Raw genomic sequence first — 15,061 nt, forward strand, 5'->3', positions numbered from 1 at the left:
TTGCACCAAGCAGCGCCAAATCGGCGCGGCGACGTGTCCGCACGCGTTTCCCTCAGTGCACATCACCCAGCGCTCATACCAGCCATACGATCCATGTATGCATTGCGCTCAATGCACGCGCCTTCCGATTGAATATTTCGTCATGAGACAACGCAAGCACAAACAAAAACGCCCACTTGAAGTGGGCGTTTTATTGGCGGATACCGCTTTTTTTGGTTGCGCGAGAAGGATTTGAACCTCCGACCTTTGGGTTATGAGCCCAACGAGCTACCAGACTGCTCCATCGCGCGGTAAGAGATAAATTATACCCTATTATTCAGCAGCTGTGGCGTTCGTTTCGGTTTCTGCAGCACGATCCACCAATTCGACGAGCGCCATGGGTGCGTTGTCACCCACGCGGAAGCCCATCTTCAAGATACGGGTGTAGCCGCCAGGACGCACCTTGAATCGGGGGCCCAGGTCGTTGAACAGCTTGGTCACGCTGTCGCGATCACGCAGACGATTGAACGCCAGGCGGCGGTTCGCCACGGAATCTTCCTTGGCCAGGGTGATCATGGGTTCGATCACTCGGCGCAGTTCCTTGGCCTTGGGAACGGTGGTCTTGATGGCTTCATGCTCGATGAGCGAATTCATCATGTTTTGCAGCATCGCAAGACGGTGCGAGCTGGTGCGGTTGAGTTTGCGGAGTCCGTGTCCGTGGCGCATGGTGCTTTCCTTCTATTAATTAAATCAGGCAGCCGTATCAGGTACTGCCCAACGCACTGGCCCCCTTGAGGGGAGCCCAAGATTATAACTTAACGCTTGTCCAAGCCGGCTGGCGGCCAGTTTTCCAATTTCATGCCCAGCGTAAGACCACGCGATGCGAGCACTTCCTTGATTTCGTTGAGCGACTTGCGACCCAGGTTGGGGGTCTTGAGCAGCTCGTTTTCGGTTCGCTGGATCAGGTCACCGATGTAGTAGATGTTCTCCGCCTTCAAGCAGTTGGCGGAACGCACGGTCAACTCCAGCTCGTCCACCGGACGCAGCAGAATGGGATCGAACGTGGCGTTGGTCGCACGGCCACCCGGGGTGGACTCGAACGTAGGAATTTCTCCCCCTTCGAGCTGTGCAAATACAGCCAGCTGCTCCACCAGGATCTTGGCCGATGCACGCACTGCGTCTTCGGCAGTGATGGCACCATTGGTTTCGATCTCGACGATCAGCTTGTCCAGGTCAGTGCGCTGTTCGACACGGGCGCTTTCGACGGTGTAGCTCACACGCTTCACCGGAGAGAACGACGCATCCAGGACGATTCGGCCAATTGACTTGGTCGATTCATCGGCATAGCGGCGCAGGTTGCCAGGGACATAGCCACGCCCCTTCTCGACCTTGATTTGCATGTCCAGCTTGGCACCGGCAGACAAGTTGGCAATCACATGGTCAGGATTGACGATTTCCACGTCATGCGGAGTCTGGATATCACGCGCCGTGACGACGCCTTCGCCATCCTTGCGCAAGCTCAGCGTCACCTCGTCCCGATTGTGCAGCTTGAACACCACACCCTTGAGATTCAGAAGAATGTTGACCACATCTTCTTGAACACCATCGATAGACGAATACTCATGCAGCACGCCTGCAATGGTGACTTCCGTCGCTGCGTAACCCACCATGGACGAGAGCAGGACACGCCGGATGGCATTGCCCAACGTGTGGCCGTAGCCACGCTCGAACGGCTCAAGTGCTACCTTGGCACGGTTGTGACCAAGCTGTTCGACATTGATCGCCTTGGGTTTCAGCAAATTGGTTTGCATGCAACTTCCTCTCAATACCCCCAGCTCGTTACACCGGTAAGGCTGGTGAAGCGCCTAAACCGCGATGCCTCGCGGTTCAGGGACGGTTTCTCAAAATACGTACGAGCGATTAGCGCGAGTACAACTCAACGATCAGGGATTCGTTGATGTCGGCACCGAACTCATCACGGTCTGGCGTCTTCTTGAAGATGCCTTCTGCCTTGTCGGCGTTCACTTCGACCCATGCAGGCATGCCGACTTGGGCTGCCAGTTGCAGGGCTTCCACGACGCGGGCTTGCTTCTTGGACTTCTCACGCACGGCCACCACATCACCGGCCTTGACCAGGTAAGAAGCGATGTTCACGGACTTGCCGTTCACGGTGATCGCCTTGTGGGACACCAGCTGGCGCGCTTCGGCGCGGGTCGAACCGAAACCCATGCGGTACACGACGTTGTCCAGACGCGATTCCAGCAGGAACAGCAGGTTGGCGCCGGTGTTGCCCTTTTTGCCGTCAGCGGCTTCGAAGTAACGGCGGAATTGCTTTTCCAGCACGCCGTACATGCGCTTGACCTTCTGCTTTTCACGCAGTTGCAGGCCGTAGTCAGAGGTACGGGCACCAGAGGTGCGGCCGTGCTGACCTGGCTTGGAGTCGAACTTGGACTTGTCGGCGATCGAGCGGCGGGCGCTCTTCAGGAACAGGTCCGTGCCTTCACGGCGGGAGAGTTTGGCCTTGGGGCCGAGATAACGTGCCACTTGAGCTTCCTTTGTGTCATCTACCGCAAACCATTGCGGGAGCCGCCTGAGGCGCTTGCGCGTTCACAGGCGGCGGTGGGCTTAGAGAGATTAGATACGACGACGCTTTTGAGGGCGGCAGCCGTTGTGCGGCACCGGCGTCACGTCGGAGATCGACGTGATACGGATACCCAGTGCGCCCAGTGCGCGCACCGAGGATTCACGGCCAGGACCGGGACCCTTGATTTCAACGTCAAGGTTCTTGATGCCTTGGTCGATGGCGGCGCGACCGGCCACTTCCGAAGCGACCTGGGCTGCGAACGGGGTGGACTTGCGCGAGCCCTTGAAACCTTGGCCACCGGACGAAGCCCACGACAAGGCGTTGCCCTGGCGGTCGGTGATCGTAATGATGGTGTTGTTGAACGAGGCGTGCACGTGTGCAATACCGTCCGAAACGTTCTTCCGGACCTTCTTGCGAACGCGCTGGGCTGCGTTATTGGCAGGAGACTTAGCCATGATGATCTTTCAATCTCTTTATTTCTTCAGTGCAGCTGCGCCCTTGCGCGGACCCTTGCGGGTGCGTGCATTGGTACGGGTGCGCTGACCACGCATTGGCAGACCGCGGCGATGGCGGAAGCCACGATAGCAGCCGATGTCCATCAAACGCTTGATGTTCATCGTGGTTTCGCGGCGCAGGTCACCTTCGATGGTGAACTGCTCGATTTGTTCGCGAATTTTTTCCAGGTCGCTATCAGAAAGATCTTTGATCTTCTTGCTGTAAGCGATGCCAGTTGCTTCGCAAATCTTGCGAGCGCGGGTACGACCAATGCCAAAAATGGCGGTCAGACCGATTTCCGCGTGCTTGTGCGGCGGAATGTTAATGCCAGCGATACGTGCCATATGCGTCCTCTAATACTTTCCAATCAACCTTGGCGCTGCTTGTGACGCAGATCCGTGCAGATCACGCGCACCACACCCTTGCGGCGGATGATCTTGCAGTTGCGGCAGATTTTTTTGACCGAAGCCGAAACTCTCATTGCATTCTCCTAAAACTTTTCCATCCGTCCCGGCTGCTTTGCCTGGAACACAATTTGTGCCCGCGAAAACCGTGGGGCGCCAACTCAACCGATATTCAGCTCTTTACAGGCAGCGCCGCGATGCGACATCCACCTTCCAATCCATCAACCGCCCGCGTTGCCTTTGAAATTGGCCTTCTTGAGCAGCGATTCATACTGTTGCGACATCATGTAGTTCTGAACCTGGGCCATGAAGTCCATGGTCACCACCACAATGATCAGCAGCGACGTACCACCAAAGTAAAACGGAACGTTGTACTTCAAGATCAGGAACTCTGGCAGCAAGCACACGAAAGTGATGTACACAGCGCCTGCCAAGGTCAACCGAACCAGGATCTTGTCGATATAACGTGCCGTTTGCTCACCTGGGCGAATGCCTGGAATGAACGCACCGCTCTTTTTCAGGTTGTCTGCAGTTTCACGGCTGTTGAACACCAGCGCCGTGTAAAAGAAGCAGAAAAAGATGATCGCCGTAGCGTAGAACATCACATAGATGGGCTGACCAGGGGTCAGCGCACCCGAGATGTCTTTCAGCCAGCGCATCGACTCACCCGCACTGAACCAGTTCACCACCGTCGCCGGCAGCAAAATGATCGACGAGGCAAAGATCGGAGGAATCACGCCCGCCATGTTCAGCTTCAGGGGCAAGTGCGACGACTGGCCGCCGTACACCTTGTTACCCACCTGCCGACGAGCGTAATTCACCAGAATCTTGCGCTGACCACGCTCCACAAACACCACGAAGTAAGTCACGAGACCCACCACGATGACGATGAAGATGGCAGCCAGAATGCTCATGGCACCCGTACGAACCAGTTCCAGAAGTCCACCGATAGAACTCGGCAATCCGGCAGCGATACCAGCGAAGATCAGGATCGAAATCCCGTTACCCAGACCACGCTCGGTGATTTGCTCACCCAGCCACATCAGGAACATCGTGCCAGCCGTGAGGCTGACCACTGCGGTCATGCGGAACCCGAAGCCAGGACTGAGCACCAGACCCGCCGAGCTTTCCAGCGCCACGGCAATACCCAGCGACTGAAACAGGGCCAAGCCCAAAGTGCCGTAGCGGGTGTACTGCGTGATCTTGCGGCGACCAGCTTCGCCCTCCTTCTTCAACTGCTCAAACGTGGGCACCACGTAGGTCATCAGCTGCATGATGATCGACGCCGAGATGTACGGCATGATCCCCAGAGCGAAAACCGTGAAGCGCGAGAGCGCACCACCCGAGAACATGTTGAACAGGTTCAGGATACCGCCCTGCTGGCCACTGAACAGCTGCTGAAGTTGGGCTGGATCGATGCCTGGCACAGGGATATGAGCCCCGATGCGGTACACGACCAGCGCAAGCAACAGAAAAACCAGACGACGGCGCAGGTCGCCGAATTTACCGGTCTTTGCAATTTGAGCCGCGCTAGTAGCCACAGATGTCTTCCTTCAGAGCCACAGTCAGGCGGCGCTGCCGCCAGCAGCTTCGATGGCTGCCTTGGCACCGGCCGTAGCACCCACACCGTTCAGCTTGACAGCCTTGGTGATAGAACCACTCTTGATGACCTTGACCACCTTCGCCAGCTCGCCCACCAGGCCAGCTTGCTTGAGCGCCAGAACATCCACTTCGGCCAAGCCGAGTTGGTCCAGGGCGGTCAACGTCACTTCTGCATTGAACTTGAGCAGATGCGACTTGAAACCGCGCTTGGGCAGACGGCGCTGCAAAGGCATTTGACCGCCTTCGAAACCTACCTTGTGGTAACCACCCGAACGCGACTTCTGACCCTTGTGACCACGGCCAGCGGTCTTGCCCAGACCGGAGCCGATACCACGGCCTACGCGGCGCTTGGCATGCTTGGCGCCGTCTGCGGGCTTGATGCTATTGAGTTCCATGATCTATCTCTCAGAGGACTTTGACCAGATAGCTGATCTTGTTAATCATGCCGCGCACTTCAGGCGAGTCCTGCAGTTCGCTGACACTGTTCAGCTTGCGCAGGCCCAAGCCACGAACGGTGGCGCGGTGCGATTCCTTGGTGCCAATCGGGCTGCGCACCAGTTGAATCTTGACGGTTTGTTGCGTTGTCATATTCAAGCTCCGGTTCAGGCGAAGATGTCTTCGACTGTCTTGCCGCGCTTGGCTGCCACATTCGACGGAGTGGTCGAATTGACGAGCGCGTCAAATGTTGCACGGACCATGTTGTAGGGATTCGACGAACCATGGCTCTTGGCCACGATATCGGTCACACCCAGCACTTCGAAGACAGCGCGCATGGGACCGCCCGCGATGATGCCGGTACCCTTGGGGGCCGGAGCCATCATCACAACGGCAGCGCCGTGGTGACCCGTCACGTTGTGATGGATCGTGCCGTTTTTCAACGAGACCTTCACCATGTTGCGACGCGCTTCTTCCATGGCCTTTTGCACAGCTGCCGGCACTTCCTTCGATTTGCCCTTGCCCATGCCCACGCGGCCATCACCGTCGCCAACCACCGTCAGTGCAGCGAAACCGAGAATACGGCCACCCTTCACGACTTTGGTCACGCGGTTCACCGCGATCATTTTTTCGCGCAGACCGTCGTCCTGGCCTTCGCTCTGCACCTTGGGTTGAAATTTAGCCATTTTTAATTCCGTTCCGCTTAGAACTGCAGACCTGCTTCACGGGCCGCATCGGCCAAAGCCTTGACGCGACCGTGGTACGCAAAACCTGCACGATCAAATGCAACCTTCTCGACACCAGCAGCCTTTGCTTTTTCAGCAATGCGCTTGCCGATGACCTGGGCTGCAGCGGCATTGCCACCCTTGCCCGAACCGCCCAGCGACTTGCGCACATCGGCCTCGGCCGTGGACGCGCTGGCCAGCACCTTGCTGCCGTCGCCGGAAATCACACTGGCGTAGATATGGAGGTTCGTACGATTCACGGTCAAACGTGCCACGCCTTGCTGTGCAATGCGGATACGCGTCTGACGCGAACGACGAAGACGCTGCTCTTTCTTTGTCAACATGTTGCAGCTCCTTATTTCTTCTTGGTCTCTTTGATCGTGATCTTTTCGTCCGCATAGCGGATACCCTTGCCCTTGTAGGGCTCGGGCGGGCGAACGGCACGAATCTCAGCAGCGATCTGACCCACGCGCTGACGGTCAGCACCCTTGACGACCACTTCCGTGGGCGTTGGGGTTGCAACCGTGATACCAGCGGGCATATCGAAATTCACGGGGTGCGAATAACCGACCGCCAGGTTCAAACGAGCGCCAGTGGCCGCAGCCTTGTAGCCCACGCCGACCAGGCTCAGCTTCTTTTCAAAGCCCTTGCTGACGCCGATCACCATGTTGTTGACCAACTGGCGAATCGTGCCACTCATGGCATTCGCTTCGCGGGATTCGTTCGCAGGCTCAAAACTGAGCTTGCCATCATTGCTTGACACCTTCACCAGCACATTCTGTGCAAGCGTCAGCACGCCACCAGAGCCCTTGACAGAGATCTGGTCGTCTTTCACGGACACATCCACGCCAGCGGGGATGGTCACAGGCATTTTTCCTACTCGGGACATTTCAGTTTCTCCTCAATGCCGCGGGTTAGGCCACGTAGCAGAGCACTTCACCACCGACACCGGTAGCGCGCGCCTTGCGATCAGTCATCACGCCCTTGGGGGTTGTGACGATTGCCACACCCAGACCGTTCATGACTTGTGGAATGGAATCACGGCCTTTGTAGACACGCAGTCCAGGGCGGCTGACACGCTCGATGCGCTCAATCACGGGACGGCCTGCGTAGTACTTCAGGGCGATTTCAAGTTCAGACTTGCCAGCTTCGGTTTTCACCTGGAAGCCGTCGATATAACCCTCGTCCTTCAGCACCTGGGCGATGGCAATCTTCACCTTGGAAGAAGGCACCAGCACCGTGGCCTTGGCGACCATTTGTGCGTTGCGAATGCGGGTCAGCAAGTCAGCGATAGGATCACTCATGCTCATGTTGTATCTCTCCTGCCTGCTTACCAGCTGGCCTTGGTGACACCAGGGATGTCGCCTGCAAAAGCCAGTTCGCGGATCTTGGCGCGGGCCAGACCGAATTGACGGAATGTTCCGCGTGGGCGACCGGTGATTTCACAACGGTTGCGCTGGCGCGTGGGGTTTGCATTGCGGGGGAGCTTCTGCAGACCCAGGCGGGCCGCATCACGCTCTTCATCGCTGCGCTTGGCATCGCCAGCAATCGCCTTCAGTTCCGCATACTTGCTTGCGTACTTGGCTGCCAATTTTTCGCGCTTCAGTTCGCGCTGGATCAAAGCTACTTTAGCCATGCTTCGCCTCAGTTCTTGAACGGGAAACGGAAACCAGCGAGGAGAGCCTTGGCTTCTTCGTCGGACTTGGCCGTCGTGGTGATGCTGATATTGAGACCGCGCAAGGCATCAACCTTGTCGTATTCAATTTCAGGGAAAATGATCTGTTCCTTGACGCCGATGTTGTAGTTGCCACGGCCGTCAAAAGCACGACCGGAGATACCACGGAAGTCACGGACGCGGGGCAGTGCCACGGTCACGAAACGGTCCAGGAACTCATACATCTGCACGCCGCGCAGCGTGACCATGCAACCAATGGCCTGGCCTTCGCGGATCTTGAAACCGGCGATAGCTTTCTTGGCCTTGGTCACCACAGGCTTCTGACCGGCAATCTTGGTCAGGTCGGCCACGGCGTTGTCCATCACCTTCTTGTCCGAAACTGCCTCGCTCACACCCATGTTGAGCGTGATCTTGGTCAGACGCGGAACCTGCATCGGCGAGGTGTAACCGAACTGCTTGACCAGTTCGGGTGCGACTTTGTCGCGGTAAATTTCTTGCAGTCGTGCCATGTTTACCCCTTAGGCCGCCTTGATTTCAGCGCCGCTCGACTTGAACACGCGAACGCGTGCGCCGTCAGCCTGCACCTTGATGCCTACGCGATCAGCCTTGCCGGTAGCCGCATTGAAGATGGCCACGTTGGACTGATGGATGGGCATAGCCTTTTCAACGATGCCGCCCGTCGTACCCTTCATGGGGTTTGGCTTGGCGTGCTTCTTGACCAGGTTGATGCCGTCGATGACGAGATAGGAGTCATCCTTGCGCAGCGACACTGTGCCGCGCTTGCCCTTGTCACGGCCGGTCAGCACGATGACTTCGTCGCCCTTGCGAATCTTGTTCATGGCGCGTCCTTAGAGAACTTCAGGAGCCAGGGACACGATCTTCATGAACTTCTCGGTACGCAGTTCACGCGTCACGGGTCCAAAGATGCGGGTGCCGATGGGCTCCAACTTAGCATTCAGCAACACCGCAGCATTGCCATCGAATTTAACGAGCGAGCCATCGCCACGACGAATACCCTTCGCCGTACGAACCACCACCGCGCTGTAGACCTCGCCTTTTTTGACGCGGCCGCGTGGAGCAGCTTCCTTGATGCTCACCTTGATGATGTCGCCAACGCTGGCATAGCGACGCTTGGAGCCGCCCAGCACCTTGATGCAAAGGACGGATTTAGCGCCGGTATTGTCGGCAACCTCTAACCGAGATTCTGTCTGGATCATTTCAATATTCCCAACTTGCACCAGAAGACAACAGCCCCAGAGAACTTCTCAAGGGCCGCAAATCAGCCAGTCAGTCTTGGGCCCGTCGTCCGCACCGCAAACCATTTGCAGCACTTCCCGCTGGGCAGAAACTTCACGCTTTAAACGCGAAGCCCTCTATTATTGCAAAGGTCTTTCGGGAAGTCAAGCACCGGATCACACAGGAACGTGCAGGTACTGGCGCGCCAGGGCCAGGAAGGCATCCAACTGCGGGTCCCTGCCCAGCTCTTCCCGCAGGATACCTGCAACCACGGGCGCCAGCCCCATGGCCTTGCGGGCGTCCAGGAACAGCAGGCGTGAGCGGCGGGCCAGCACGTCTTCCACGGTGCAGGCGTATTCGCAGCGGGCGGCAAAGCGCACCATGGCCTCCGTCAGGCCGCCGCCCAGGTCGGTCTGTGCCCCCGGAATTTGCTGCACGGCAGCCGCTTCGCTGCCATACGAGTGCAACCCCTGGGCCTCACTGATGCGGTGCCGCACAGGCTCTCGCGGCGCGCCCACCAGCGGCAGATCGTTGGTCACGCCCGCTGGTTTTTCCGGCAACTGGCCCGTAGTGAAGCATTTTTGCAACACATCTTCGGCCATGGCGCGGTAGGTGGTCCATTTGCCACCGGTCACCGTGATCAGACCACTGCGGCTGGCCAGCACCGTGTGCTCCCGGCTGATTTTCTTGGTGTTGTCGCCATCGTCGTCCTGCGGCTTGACCAGCGGGCGCAGGCCCACCCAGATGCTGCGGATGTCCTCCACCCGGGGCGCGCGGGTCAGGTAGCGCGCAGACTCTTCCAAAATGAAGCGAACCTCGTCCCGGAAGGGTTCGGGCTCGCGCACCACGTCCTGGCGCGGGCTGTCGGTGGTCCCCAGAATGAGTTTGCCCAGCCATGGCACGGCAAACAGCACGCGGCCATCGGCCGTCTTGGGCACCATCAGTGCGTGGTCGGAGGGCAGAAACTCGCGGTCCACCACGATGTGCACGCCCTGGCTGGGCGCCACCATGGGCTTGACGGGCCGCCCTATGGCCTCGCCATCCATCTGGCGCAGGGTGTCCACCCACACGCCCGTGGCATTGACGACCGAGCGGGCCCGCACGGTGAACTGCTGGCCGCTGCCAGCATCCTCGCAGACAAAACCGACCACTTTGCCAGCCTCGTGCACCAGCGACCGCGCGGGGCAGTAATTGACGACCAGGGCGCCCAGGCTGGCGGCGGTACGCGCCAGTGCCAGGGCGAGACGGGCATCGTCGAACTGGCCGTCCCAGTATTTGACGCCGCCCTTGAGGTGTTCGGTACGGGCCGTCGGCAAGCACTGCAGGGTGCGTGCGCGCCCCAGGAATTCGGTGGCACCCAGCCCGGCCTTGCCTGCCAGCGCGTCATACACCATGAGTCCGATGCCATAGAAAGGCGTCTCCCAGAACCGGTACGACGGCATCACGAAAGGCAGGGGTTGCGCCAGGTGGGGGGCGTTGTGCAGCAGCGTGGTGCGCTCATGCAAGGCCTCGCGCACCAGCGCGATGTTGCCCTGCGCCAGGTAGCGGACACCGCCATGCACCAGCTTGGTGGCCCGGGAAGAGGTTCCCTTGGCAAAGTCGTGCGAATCCACCAGGACCACGCTGAAGCCACGCGCCGCAGCATCCAGCGCCACCCCCAGGCCCGTCGCTCCGCCCCCAATCACCGCCAAATCGTATTGGTACGGCTGGGCCAGGCGGGCCAGCAGATCGTCACGCCGTGTGGGAAGGGGAGCGATGGCAATGGTCATGGGGTAATTGTCCATGGGCAAAGCAAAAACCAAGGGTTTACCCTTGAATCTAGGACAGGGCCGGCCCTGCAGCTCCCTGGGCACCAACGGCAGGATGGTGCGCAATGGCAGCCAGGGACCTTGCGAGCCCTGACTGCCGACCCATGGAGGCGGCCGAGCGACACCCTGGTCTGCGGATCAGCGCGCCTTGCCGTCCTTCCAGGCTTGCAGCAGCTTGTCGTAGGCAATGGTTTCGCCCTTGGGCTTTTCGTTGGCCAGCTTCTTCCAGGGCGCCTGCTTGTCGCTCAGCCACTTGTTGGGATCACCCTTCTTGTTGAGCTTGGGCGCGCAGTGGCTCATGCCGGCACGCTCCAGGCGGGCCATCACCTGGTCCATCTCGTCGGCGAGCGTGTCCATGGCGCCCTGCGGGGTCTTCTCCCCGGTGACGGCCTGGGCCACGTTCTTCCACCACAGCTGCGCCAGCTTGGGGTAATCGGGCACATTGGTGCCCGTGGGCGACCATGCCACGCGGGCGGGGCTGCGGTAGAACTCGACCAGGCCGCCCAGCCTGGGGGCCGCGTCGGTCATGGCCTTGGACTGGATGTCGCTTTCCCGGATCGGGGTCAGGCCCACCAGCGTCTTCTTGAGCGAGGTGGTCTTGGCCGTCACGAACTGGGCATACAGCCAGGCAGCGGCGGTCTTGTTGGCGTCATGGCCCTTGAAGAAGGACCAAGACCCCACGTCCTGGTAGCCGTTCTGCATGCCCTGCTTCCAGTAGGGACCGTTCGGGCCGGGGGCCATGCGCCACTTGGGCGTGCCGTCGGCGTTCACCACCGGCAGGCCGGGCTTGACCATGTCGGCCGTGAAGGCGGTGTACCAGAAAATCTGCTGCGCGATCTGGCCCTGGGCGGGCACGGGGCCGGCCTCGCCGAAGGTCATGCCGGTGGCTTCCTTGGGCGCATACTTCTTCATCCAGTCCACGTACTTGGTCAGCGCATAGACGGCGGCCGGTGAGTTGGTCGCGCCACCGCGCGCCACCGAGGCCCCCACCGGGGTGCACTTGTCGTCGGCCACGCGGATGCCCCACTCGTCAATCGGCAGGCCGTTGGGCGCGCCGATATCGGCCGTGCCTGCCATCGACAGCCAGGCATCGGTGAAGCGCCAGCCCAGCGACGGGTCTTTCTTGCCGTAGTCCATGTGGCCGTAGATGGGCTTGCCGTCGATGTTCTTCACATCGTTGGTGAAGAACTCGGCGATGTCCTCGTAGGCGCTCCAGTTGAGCGGCACGCCCAGGTCATAGCCGTACTTGGCCTTGAACTTGTCCTTGAGGTCCTTGCGGTCGAACAGGTCGGCGCGGAACCAGTAGAGGTTGGCGAACTGCTGGTCGGGCAGCTGGTAGAGCTTGCCATCGGGCGCGGTGGTGAACTTCGTGCCGATGAAATCCTTGATGTCCAGGCCCGGGTTGGTCCACTCCTTGCCCGCACCGGCCATGTAGTCGGTCAGGTTCATCATCTTGCCGTAGCGGTAGTGGGTACCGATCAGGTCCGAGTCCGAAATCCAGCCGTCGTAGATCGACTTGCCCGACTGCATGGAGGTCTGCAGCTTCTCGACCACATCGCCTTCCTGGATCAGGTCGTGCTTGACCTTGATGCCAGTGATTTCCTCGAAGGCCTTGGCCAGCGTTTTCGACTCGTATTCGTGCGTGGTGATGGTCTCGGAGACGACGGAGATCTCCTTCACCCCCTTGGCCTGCAGCTTCTTGGCCGCATCGATGAACCACTTCATCTCGGTCATCTGCTGGTCTTTGCTGAGCGTGGAAGGCTGGAACTCGCTGTCGATCCACTTCTTGGCCTCGGCCTCGCCGGCCCAGGCAGCTTGCCCCAATGCCAGGGCTGCGGCGGCGAAAGCGATCGCCTTGAACTGCATCTTCATTGCTGTCTCCTCGGATGGAACCCCCATGGTGGATGAACACCGGCCCCGGGGGAAATTGGGCCGGCGCTTCTCATCGTCAAAAACAGTAGCTGCAAGCGCTTGATTGATAAGGTTTCTTGATAGTTTTCATATGGAAGATCGCCACCAGCCATCAATGGAATACCTTCCACCCTCAGCCCTTGCGCAGGATCAGCGCCAGAAGGGCCATCGACAGCACGAAGCTGATCCAGATCGAGGGGTCGTTTTCCATGCCCAGCCACTCGCCCAGCTTGCCGCTGATGCCGACAAAGATCAGGTTCACATAGGCCGCCGAGAGCAGCCCGATGAACAGGCGGTCGCCCCGCGTGGTGGCGATGGGCAGCCAGCCCTTGCGCTCCACGGTGGGCGATTGGATCTCCCACACCGTCATGCCAACGAGCATGAGCGCGATGCAGACAAAAAATACGGCCACCGGCAAGGTCCAGGCCATCCAGTCGAACATGGCGATACCTCCTTAAACCCGGCCCATCGCAAAGCCTTTTGCGATGTAGTGCCGCACAAACCAGATCACGATGGCGCCGGGCACGATGGTCAGCACCCCGGCGGCGGCGAGCGTGGCCCAGTCCATGCCCGAGGCGCTCACGGTGCGCGTCATCGTCGCCACGATGGGCTTGGCGTTCACGCTGGTCAGCGTGCGCGCCAGCAGCAGCTCCACCCAGCTGAACATGAAGCAGAAGAACGCCGCCACGCCCACGCCGGCCTTGATCAGCGGCAGGAAGATGGTCACGAAAAAGCGCGGAAAGCTGTAGCCGTCGATGTAGGCCGTCTCGTCGATCTCGCGCGGGATGCCGCTCATGAAGCCTTCCAGGATCCACACCGCCAGCGGCACGTTGAAGAGCAGGTGCGCCAGCGCCACCGCGATGTGCGTGTCCATCAGCCCCACGGTGGTGTAGAGCTGGAAGAACGGCAGCAGGAACACGGCTGGCGGCGTCATGCGGTTGGTCAGCAGCCAGAAGAAAACATGCTTGTCGCCCAGGAACTGGTAGCGGCTGAACGCATACGCGGCTGGCAGCGCCACGGTGAGCGAGATCACCGTGTTGATACCCACGTAGATCAGGCTGTTGATGTAGCCCGAGTACCAGCTCTCGTCCGTGAAGATGGTCTTGTAGTTGGCCCAGGTGAAATGCTGGGGAAAGAACGAGAACGTGGAGAGGATCTCCTCGTTCGTCTTGAAGCTCATGTTCACCATCCAGTAGATGGGCAACAGGGCGAACAGCAGGTAGGCAACAAGGAAGACCGACCGCTTCTGGAAGCGTTTTTCATTCATGGCCGGCCCCTTCGTTGCTGGCGGTGCCCACGCGCTGCATCCAGTTGTAAAGGATGAAGCACAGCAGCAGGATGATGAAGAAATAGATCAGCGAGAACGCCGCCGCCGGCCCCAGGTCGAACTGGCCTACCGCCTTGGTGGTGAGGTACTGGCTGAGGAAGGTGGTGGCATTGCCCGGCCCGCCGCCCGTCAGCACAAACGGCTCGGTGTAGATCATGAAGCTGTCCATGAAACGCAGCAGCACCGCGATCATGAGCACGCCGCGCATCTTGGGCAGCTGGATGTAGCGGAACACCGCGAACTTGCTGGCGCCATCGATGCGTGCCGCCTGGTAGTAGGCGTCGGGGATGGAGCGCAGGCCGGCAAAAGCCAGCAGCGCCACCAGCGGTGTCCAGTGCCACACATCCATCAGCAGCACCGTGAGCCAGGCCTGCGTGGCGTTGCCGGTGTAGCTGTATTCGATGCCCATCTCCTGCAGCAGCCGGCCCATGAGGCCGATGTCGGCACGGCCATAGATCTGCCAGATGGTGCCCACCACGTTCCACGGAATCAGCAGCGACAGCGCCACCACCACCAGCACGGCGGACGACTTCCAGCCCTGCGCGGGCATGGACAGCGCCAGCAGGATGCCCAGCGGAATCTCCACCGCCAGCACCGCCAGCGAGAAGCTGATTTGCCGCCACAGCGCGGCGTGCAACTCCTCGTCGCGCATCACGGCGGCAAACCATTCGGTGCCGACGAACACGCGCCGCTCGGGCGAGATGATGTCCTGCACCGAGTAGTTCACCACCGTCATCAGCGGCAGGATGGCCGAGAAGGCCACGCACAGGATGACCGGCAGGATCAGGAACCAGGCCTTCTGGTTCACGGGCTTGGTGGTCGTACTCATTGGAAACCTCCGTGCTTCGCACTGCGGCGCCGAGCGCCTTCGGGCGACCGT

General features: G+C 59.8%; 22 protein-coding genes and 1 tRNA gene. All 23 read right to left on the bottom strand.

Annotation, left to right across the window (positions count from 1 at the left end; all coding sequences use genetic code 11):
• Nucleotides 1-213: 213 nt before the first annotated feature.
• A tRNA-Met gene (locus K225_RS0104555) sits at nucleotides 214-290 on the bottom strand.
• 22 nt (nucleotides 291-312) lie between these two features.
• Nucleotides 313-705: a 50S ribosomal protein L17 gene (gene rplQ / locus K225_RS0104560; protein WP_026435316.1), complete on the bottom strand. Its 393-nt coding sequence runs from the start codon at nucleotides 703-705 to the stop codon at nucleotides 313-315.
• Between the two features lie 89 nt (nucleotides 706-794).
• Nucleotides 795-1,790, bottom strand: coding sequence for a DNA-directed RNA polymerase subunit alpha (gene rpoA, locus K225_RS0104565; protein WP_026435317.1), 996 nt, complete (start codon nucleotides 1,788-1,790; stop codon nucleotides 795-797).
• 109 nt (nucleotides 1,791-1,899) lie between these two features.
• Nucleotides 1,900-2,523 (bottom strand): 30S ribosomal protein S4, encoded by a 624-nt coding sequence (rpsD, locus tag K225_RS0104570; RefSeq protein ID WP_026435318.1) that lies wholly within the window; start codon nucleotides 2,521-2,523, stop codon nucleotides 1,900-1,902.
• Nucleotides 2,524-2,613: 90 nt separating this feature from the next.
• The gene (rpsK, locus tag K225_RS0104575) at nucleotides 2,614-3,018 is read right to left on the bottom strand and encodes a 30S ribosomal protein S11 (protein ID WP_005793662.1); all 405 of its coding nucleotides are present in this window, start codon (nucleotides 3,016-3,018) and stop codon (nucleotides 2,614-2,616) included.
• Nucleotides 3,019-3,036: 18 nt separating this feature from the next.
• Entirely contained in the window at nucleotides 3,037-3,402 is a 366-nt protein-coding gene (gene rpsM / locus K225_RS0104580) for a 30S ribosomal protein S13 (protein WP_005793659.1), read from the bottom strand.
• A 23-nt stretch (nucleotides 3,403-3,425) separates the two neighbouring features.
• Nucleotides 3,426-3,539 (bottom strand): 50S ribosomal protein L36, encoded by a 114-nt coding sequence (gene rpmJ, locus K225_RS0104585; RefSeq protein WP_005793651.1) that lies wholly within the window; start codon nucleotides 3,537-3,539, stop codon nucleotides 3,426-3,428.
• Between the two features lie 144 nt (nucleotides 3,540-3,683).
• Nucleotides 3,684-5,003, bottom strand: a complete 1,320-nt coding sequence (gene secY / locus K225_RS0104590) for a preprotein translocase subunit SecY (protein ID WP_026435319.1) — start codon at nucleotides 5,001-5,003, stop codon at nucleotides 3,684-3,686.
• A 24-nt stretch (nucleotides 5,004-5,027) separates the two neighbouring features.
• The gene (rplO, locus tag K225_RS0104595; protein ID WP_026435320.1) at nucleotides 5,028-5,459 is read right to left on the bottom strand and encodes a 50S ribosomal protein L15; all 432 of its coding nucleotides are present in this window, start codon (nucleotides 5,457-5,459) and stop codon (nucleotides 5,028-5,030) included.
• A gap of 10 nt (nucleotides 5,460-5,469) precedes the next feature.
• The gene (gene rpmD, locus K225_RS0104600; protein WP_007861725.1) at nucleotides 5,470-5,652 is read right to left on the bottom strand and encodes a 50S ribosomal protein L30; all 183 of its coding nucleotides are present in this window, start codon (nucleotides 5,650-5,652) and stop codon (nucleotides 5,470-5,472) included.
• A 14-nt stretch (nucleotides 5,653-5,666) separates the two neighbouring features.
• Complete coding sequence (rpsE, locus tag K225_RS0104605) at nucleotides 5,667-6,185, bottom strand: 30S ribosomal protein S5 (protein WP_034711783.1); 519 nt, start codon at nucleotides 6,183-6,185, stop codon at nucleotides 5,667-5,669.
• Between the two features lie 17 nt (nucleotides 6,186-6,202).
• Nucleotides 6,203-6,568: a 50S ribosomal protein L18 gene (rplR, locus tag K225_RS0104610; RefSeq protein WP_015016015.1), complete on the bottom strand. Its 366-nt coding sequence runs from the start codon at nucleotides 6,566-6,568 to the stop codon at nucleotides 6,203-6,205.
• A gap of 11 nt (nucleotides 6,569-6,579) precedes the next feature.
• Nucleotides 6,580-7,113: a 50S ribosomal protein L6 gene (gene rplF, locus K225_RS0104615; RefSeq protein ID WP_026435323.1), complete on the bottom strand. Its 534-nt coding sequence runs from the start codon at nucleotides 7,111-7,113 to the stop codon at nucleotides 6,580-6,582.
• 25 nt (nucleotides 7,114-7,138) lie between these two features.
• On the bottom strand, nucleotides 7,139-7,534 hold the full coding sequence (gene rpsH / locus K225_RS0104620) for a 30S ribosomal protein S8 (protein ID WP_008906523.1): 396 nt from the start codon (nucleotides 7,532-7,534) through the stop codon (nucleotides 7,139-7,141).
• A 20-nt stretch (nucleotides 7,535-7,554) separates the two neighbouring features.
• Nucleotides 7,555-7,860: a 30S ribosomal protein S14 gene (gene rpsN / locus K225_RS0104625; RefSeq protein WP_026435324.1), complete on the bottom strand. Its 306-nt coding sequence runs from the start codon at nucleotides 7,858-7,860 to the stop codon at nucleotides 7,555-7,557.
• An 8-nt stretch (nucleotides 7,861-7,868) separates the two neighbouring features.
• Entirely contained in the window at nucleotides 7,869-8,408 is a 540-nt protein-coding gene (rplE, locus tag K225_RS0104630; RefSeq protein ID WP_026435325.1) for a 50S ribosomal protein L5, read from the bottom strand.
• A 9-nt stretch (nucleotides 8,409-8,417) separates the two neighbouring features.
• Nucleotides 8,418-8,738, bottom strand: coding sequence for a 50S ribosomal protein L24 (gene rplX / locus K225_RS0104635; protein WP_026435326.1), 321 nt, complete (start codon nucleotides 8,736-8,738; stop codon nucleotides 8,418-8,420).
• A 9-nt stretch (nucleotides 8,739-8,747) separates the two neighbouring features.
• Nucleotides 8,748-9,116: a 50S ribosomal protein L14 gene (gene rplN, locus K225_RS0104640; protein ID WP_007861702.1), complete on the bottom strand. Its 369-nt coding sequence runs from the start codon at nucleotides 9,114-9,116 to the stop codon at nucleotides 8,748-8,750.
• Between the two features lie 195 nt (nucleotides 9,117-9,311).
• Nucleotides 9,312-10,904, bottom strand: a complete 1,593-nt coding sequence (locus K225_RS0104645; RefSeq protein ID WP_026435327.1) for a glycerol-3-phosphate dehydrogenase/oxidase — start codon at nucleotides 10,902-10,904, stop codon at nucleotides 9,312-9,314.
• Between the two features lie 177 nt (nucleotides 10,905-11,081).
• Nucleotides 11,082-12,815 (bottom strand): ABC transporter substrate-binding protein, encoded by a 1,734-nt coding sequence (locus K225_RS0104650; protein ID WP_026435328.1) that lies wholly within the window; start codon nucleotides 12,813-12,815, stop codon nucleotides 11,082-11,084.
• Between the two features lie 172 nt (nucleotides 12,816-12,987).
• On the bottom strand, nucleotides 12,988-13,296 hold the full coding sequence (locus K225_RS0104655) for a DUF2160 domain-containing protein (RefSeq protein WP_026435329.1): 309 nt from the start codon (nucleotides 13,294-13,296) through the stop codon (nucleotides 12,988-12,990).
• Between the two features lie 12 nt (nucleotides 13,297-13,308).
• Nucleotides 13,309-14,121, bottom strand: a complete 813-nt coding sequence (locus tag K225_RS0104660; RefSeq protein WP_026435330.1) for a carbohydrate ABC transporter permease — start codon at nucleotides 14,119-14,121, stop codon at nucleotides 13,309-13,311.
• Nucleotides 14,114-15,010: a carbohydrate ABC transporter permease gene (locus K225_RS0104665; RefSeq protein ID WP_026435331.1), complete on the bottom strand. Its 897-nt coding sequence runs from the start codon at nucleotides 15,008-15,010 to the stop codon at nucleotides 14,114-14,116. The genes K225_RS0104660 and K225_RS0104665 overlap by 8 nt, the downstream gene beginning before the upstream one ends.
• Between the last annotated feature and the right edge of the window lie 51 nt (nucleotides 15,011-15,061).

The organism is Acidovorax sp. JHL-9, assembly GCF_000426205.1.
In the GTDB taxonomy this organism is placed as follows: Bacteria; Pseudomonadota; Gammaproteobacteria; order Burkholderiales; family Burkholderiaceae_C; genus Acidovorax; species Acidovorax soli.

Bases quoted from the DNA above. Each gene is read 5' to 3' on its own strand.
- K225_RS0104655 (WP_026435329.1), bottom strand. From the start codon at position 13,296: ATGTTCGACTGGATGGCCTGGACCTTGCCGGTGGCCGTATTTTTTGTC.
- rplE (WP_026435325.1), bottom strand. From the start codon at position 8,408: ATGGCACGACTGCAAGAAATTTACCGCGACAAAGTCGCACCCGAACTG.
- rplN (WP_007861702.1), bottom strand. From the start codon at position 9,116: ATGATCCAGACAGAATCTCGGTTAGAGGTTGCCGACAATACCGGCGCT.
- rpsE (WP_034711783.1), bottom strand. From the start codon at position 6,185: ATGGCTAAATTTCAACCCAAGGTGCAGAGCGAAGGCCAGGACGACGGT.
- rpsH (WP_008906523.1), bottom strand. From the start codon at position 7,534: ATGAGCATGAGTGATCCTATCGCTGACTTGCTGACCCGCATTCGCAAC.
- rpoA (WP_026435317.1), bottom strand. From the start codon at position 1,790: ATGCAAACCAATTTGCTGAAACCCAAGGCGATCAATGTCGAACAGCTT.
- rplO (WP_026435320.1), bottom strand. From the start codon at position 5,459: ATGGAACTCAATAGCATCAAGCCCGCAGACGGCGCCAAGCATGCCAAG.
- rpsM (WP_005793659.1), bottom strand. From the start codon at position 3,402: ATGGCACGTATCGCTGGCATTAACATTCCGCCGCACAAGCACGCGGAA.
- rpsN (WP_026435324.1), bottom strand. From the start codon at position 7,860: ATGGCTAAAGTAGCTTTGATCCAGCGCGAACTGAAGCGCGAAAAATTG.
- rpmJ (WP_005793651.1), bottom strand. From the start codon at position 3,539: ATGAGAGTTTCGGCTTCGGTCAAAAAAATCTGCCGCAACTGCAAGATC.
- rplR (WP_015016015.1), bottom strand. From the start codon at position 6,568: ATGTTGACAAAGAAAGAGCAGCGTCTTCGTCGTTCGCGTCAGACGCGT.
- rplF (WP_026435323.1), bottom strand. From the start codon at position 7,113: ATGTCCCGAGTAGGAAAAATGCCTGTGACCATCCCCGCTGGCGTGGAT.
- rplQ (WP_026435316.1), bottom strand. From the start codon at position 705: ATGCGCCACGGACACGGACTCCGCAAACTCAACCGCACCAGCTCGCAC.
- K225_RS0104665 (WP_026435331.1), bottom strand. From the start codon at position 15,010: ATGAGTACGACCACCAAGCCCGTGAACCAGAAGGCCTGGTTCCTGATC.
- K225_RS0104660 (WP_026435330.1), bottom strand. From the start codon at position 14,121: ATGAATGAAAAACGCTTCCAGAAGCGGTCGGTCTTCCTTGTTGCCTAC.
- K225_RS0104650 (WP_026435328.1), bottom strand. From the start codon at position 12,815: ATGAAGATGCAGTTCAAGGCGATCGCTTTCGCCGCCGCAGCCCTGGCA.
- K225_RS0104645 (WP_026435327.1), bottom strand. From the start codon at position 10,904: ATGACCATTGCCATCGCTCCCCTTCCCACACGGCGTGACGATCTGCTG.
- rpmD (WP_007861725.1), bottom strand. From the start codon at position 5,652: ATGACAACGCAACAAACCGTCAAGATTCAACTGGTGCGCAGCCCGATT.
- rpsK (WP_005793662.1), bottom strand. From the start codon at position 3,018: ATGGCTAAGTCTCCTGCCAATAACGCAGCCCAGCGCGTTCGCAAGAAG.
- rplX (WP_026435326.1), bottom strand. From the start codon at position 8,738: ATGAACAAGATTCGCAAGGGCGACGAAGTCATCGTGCTGACCGGCCGT.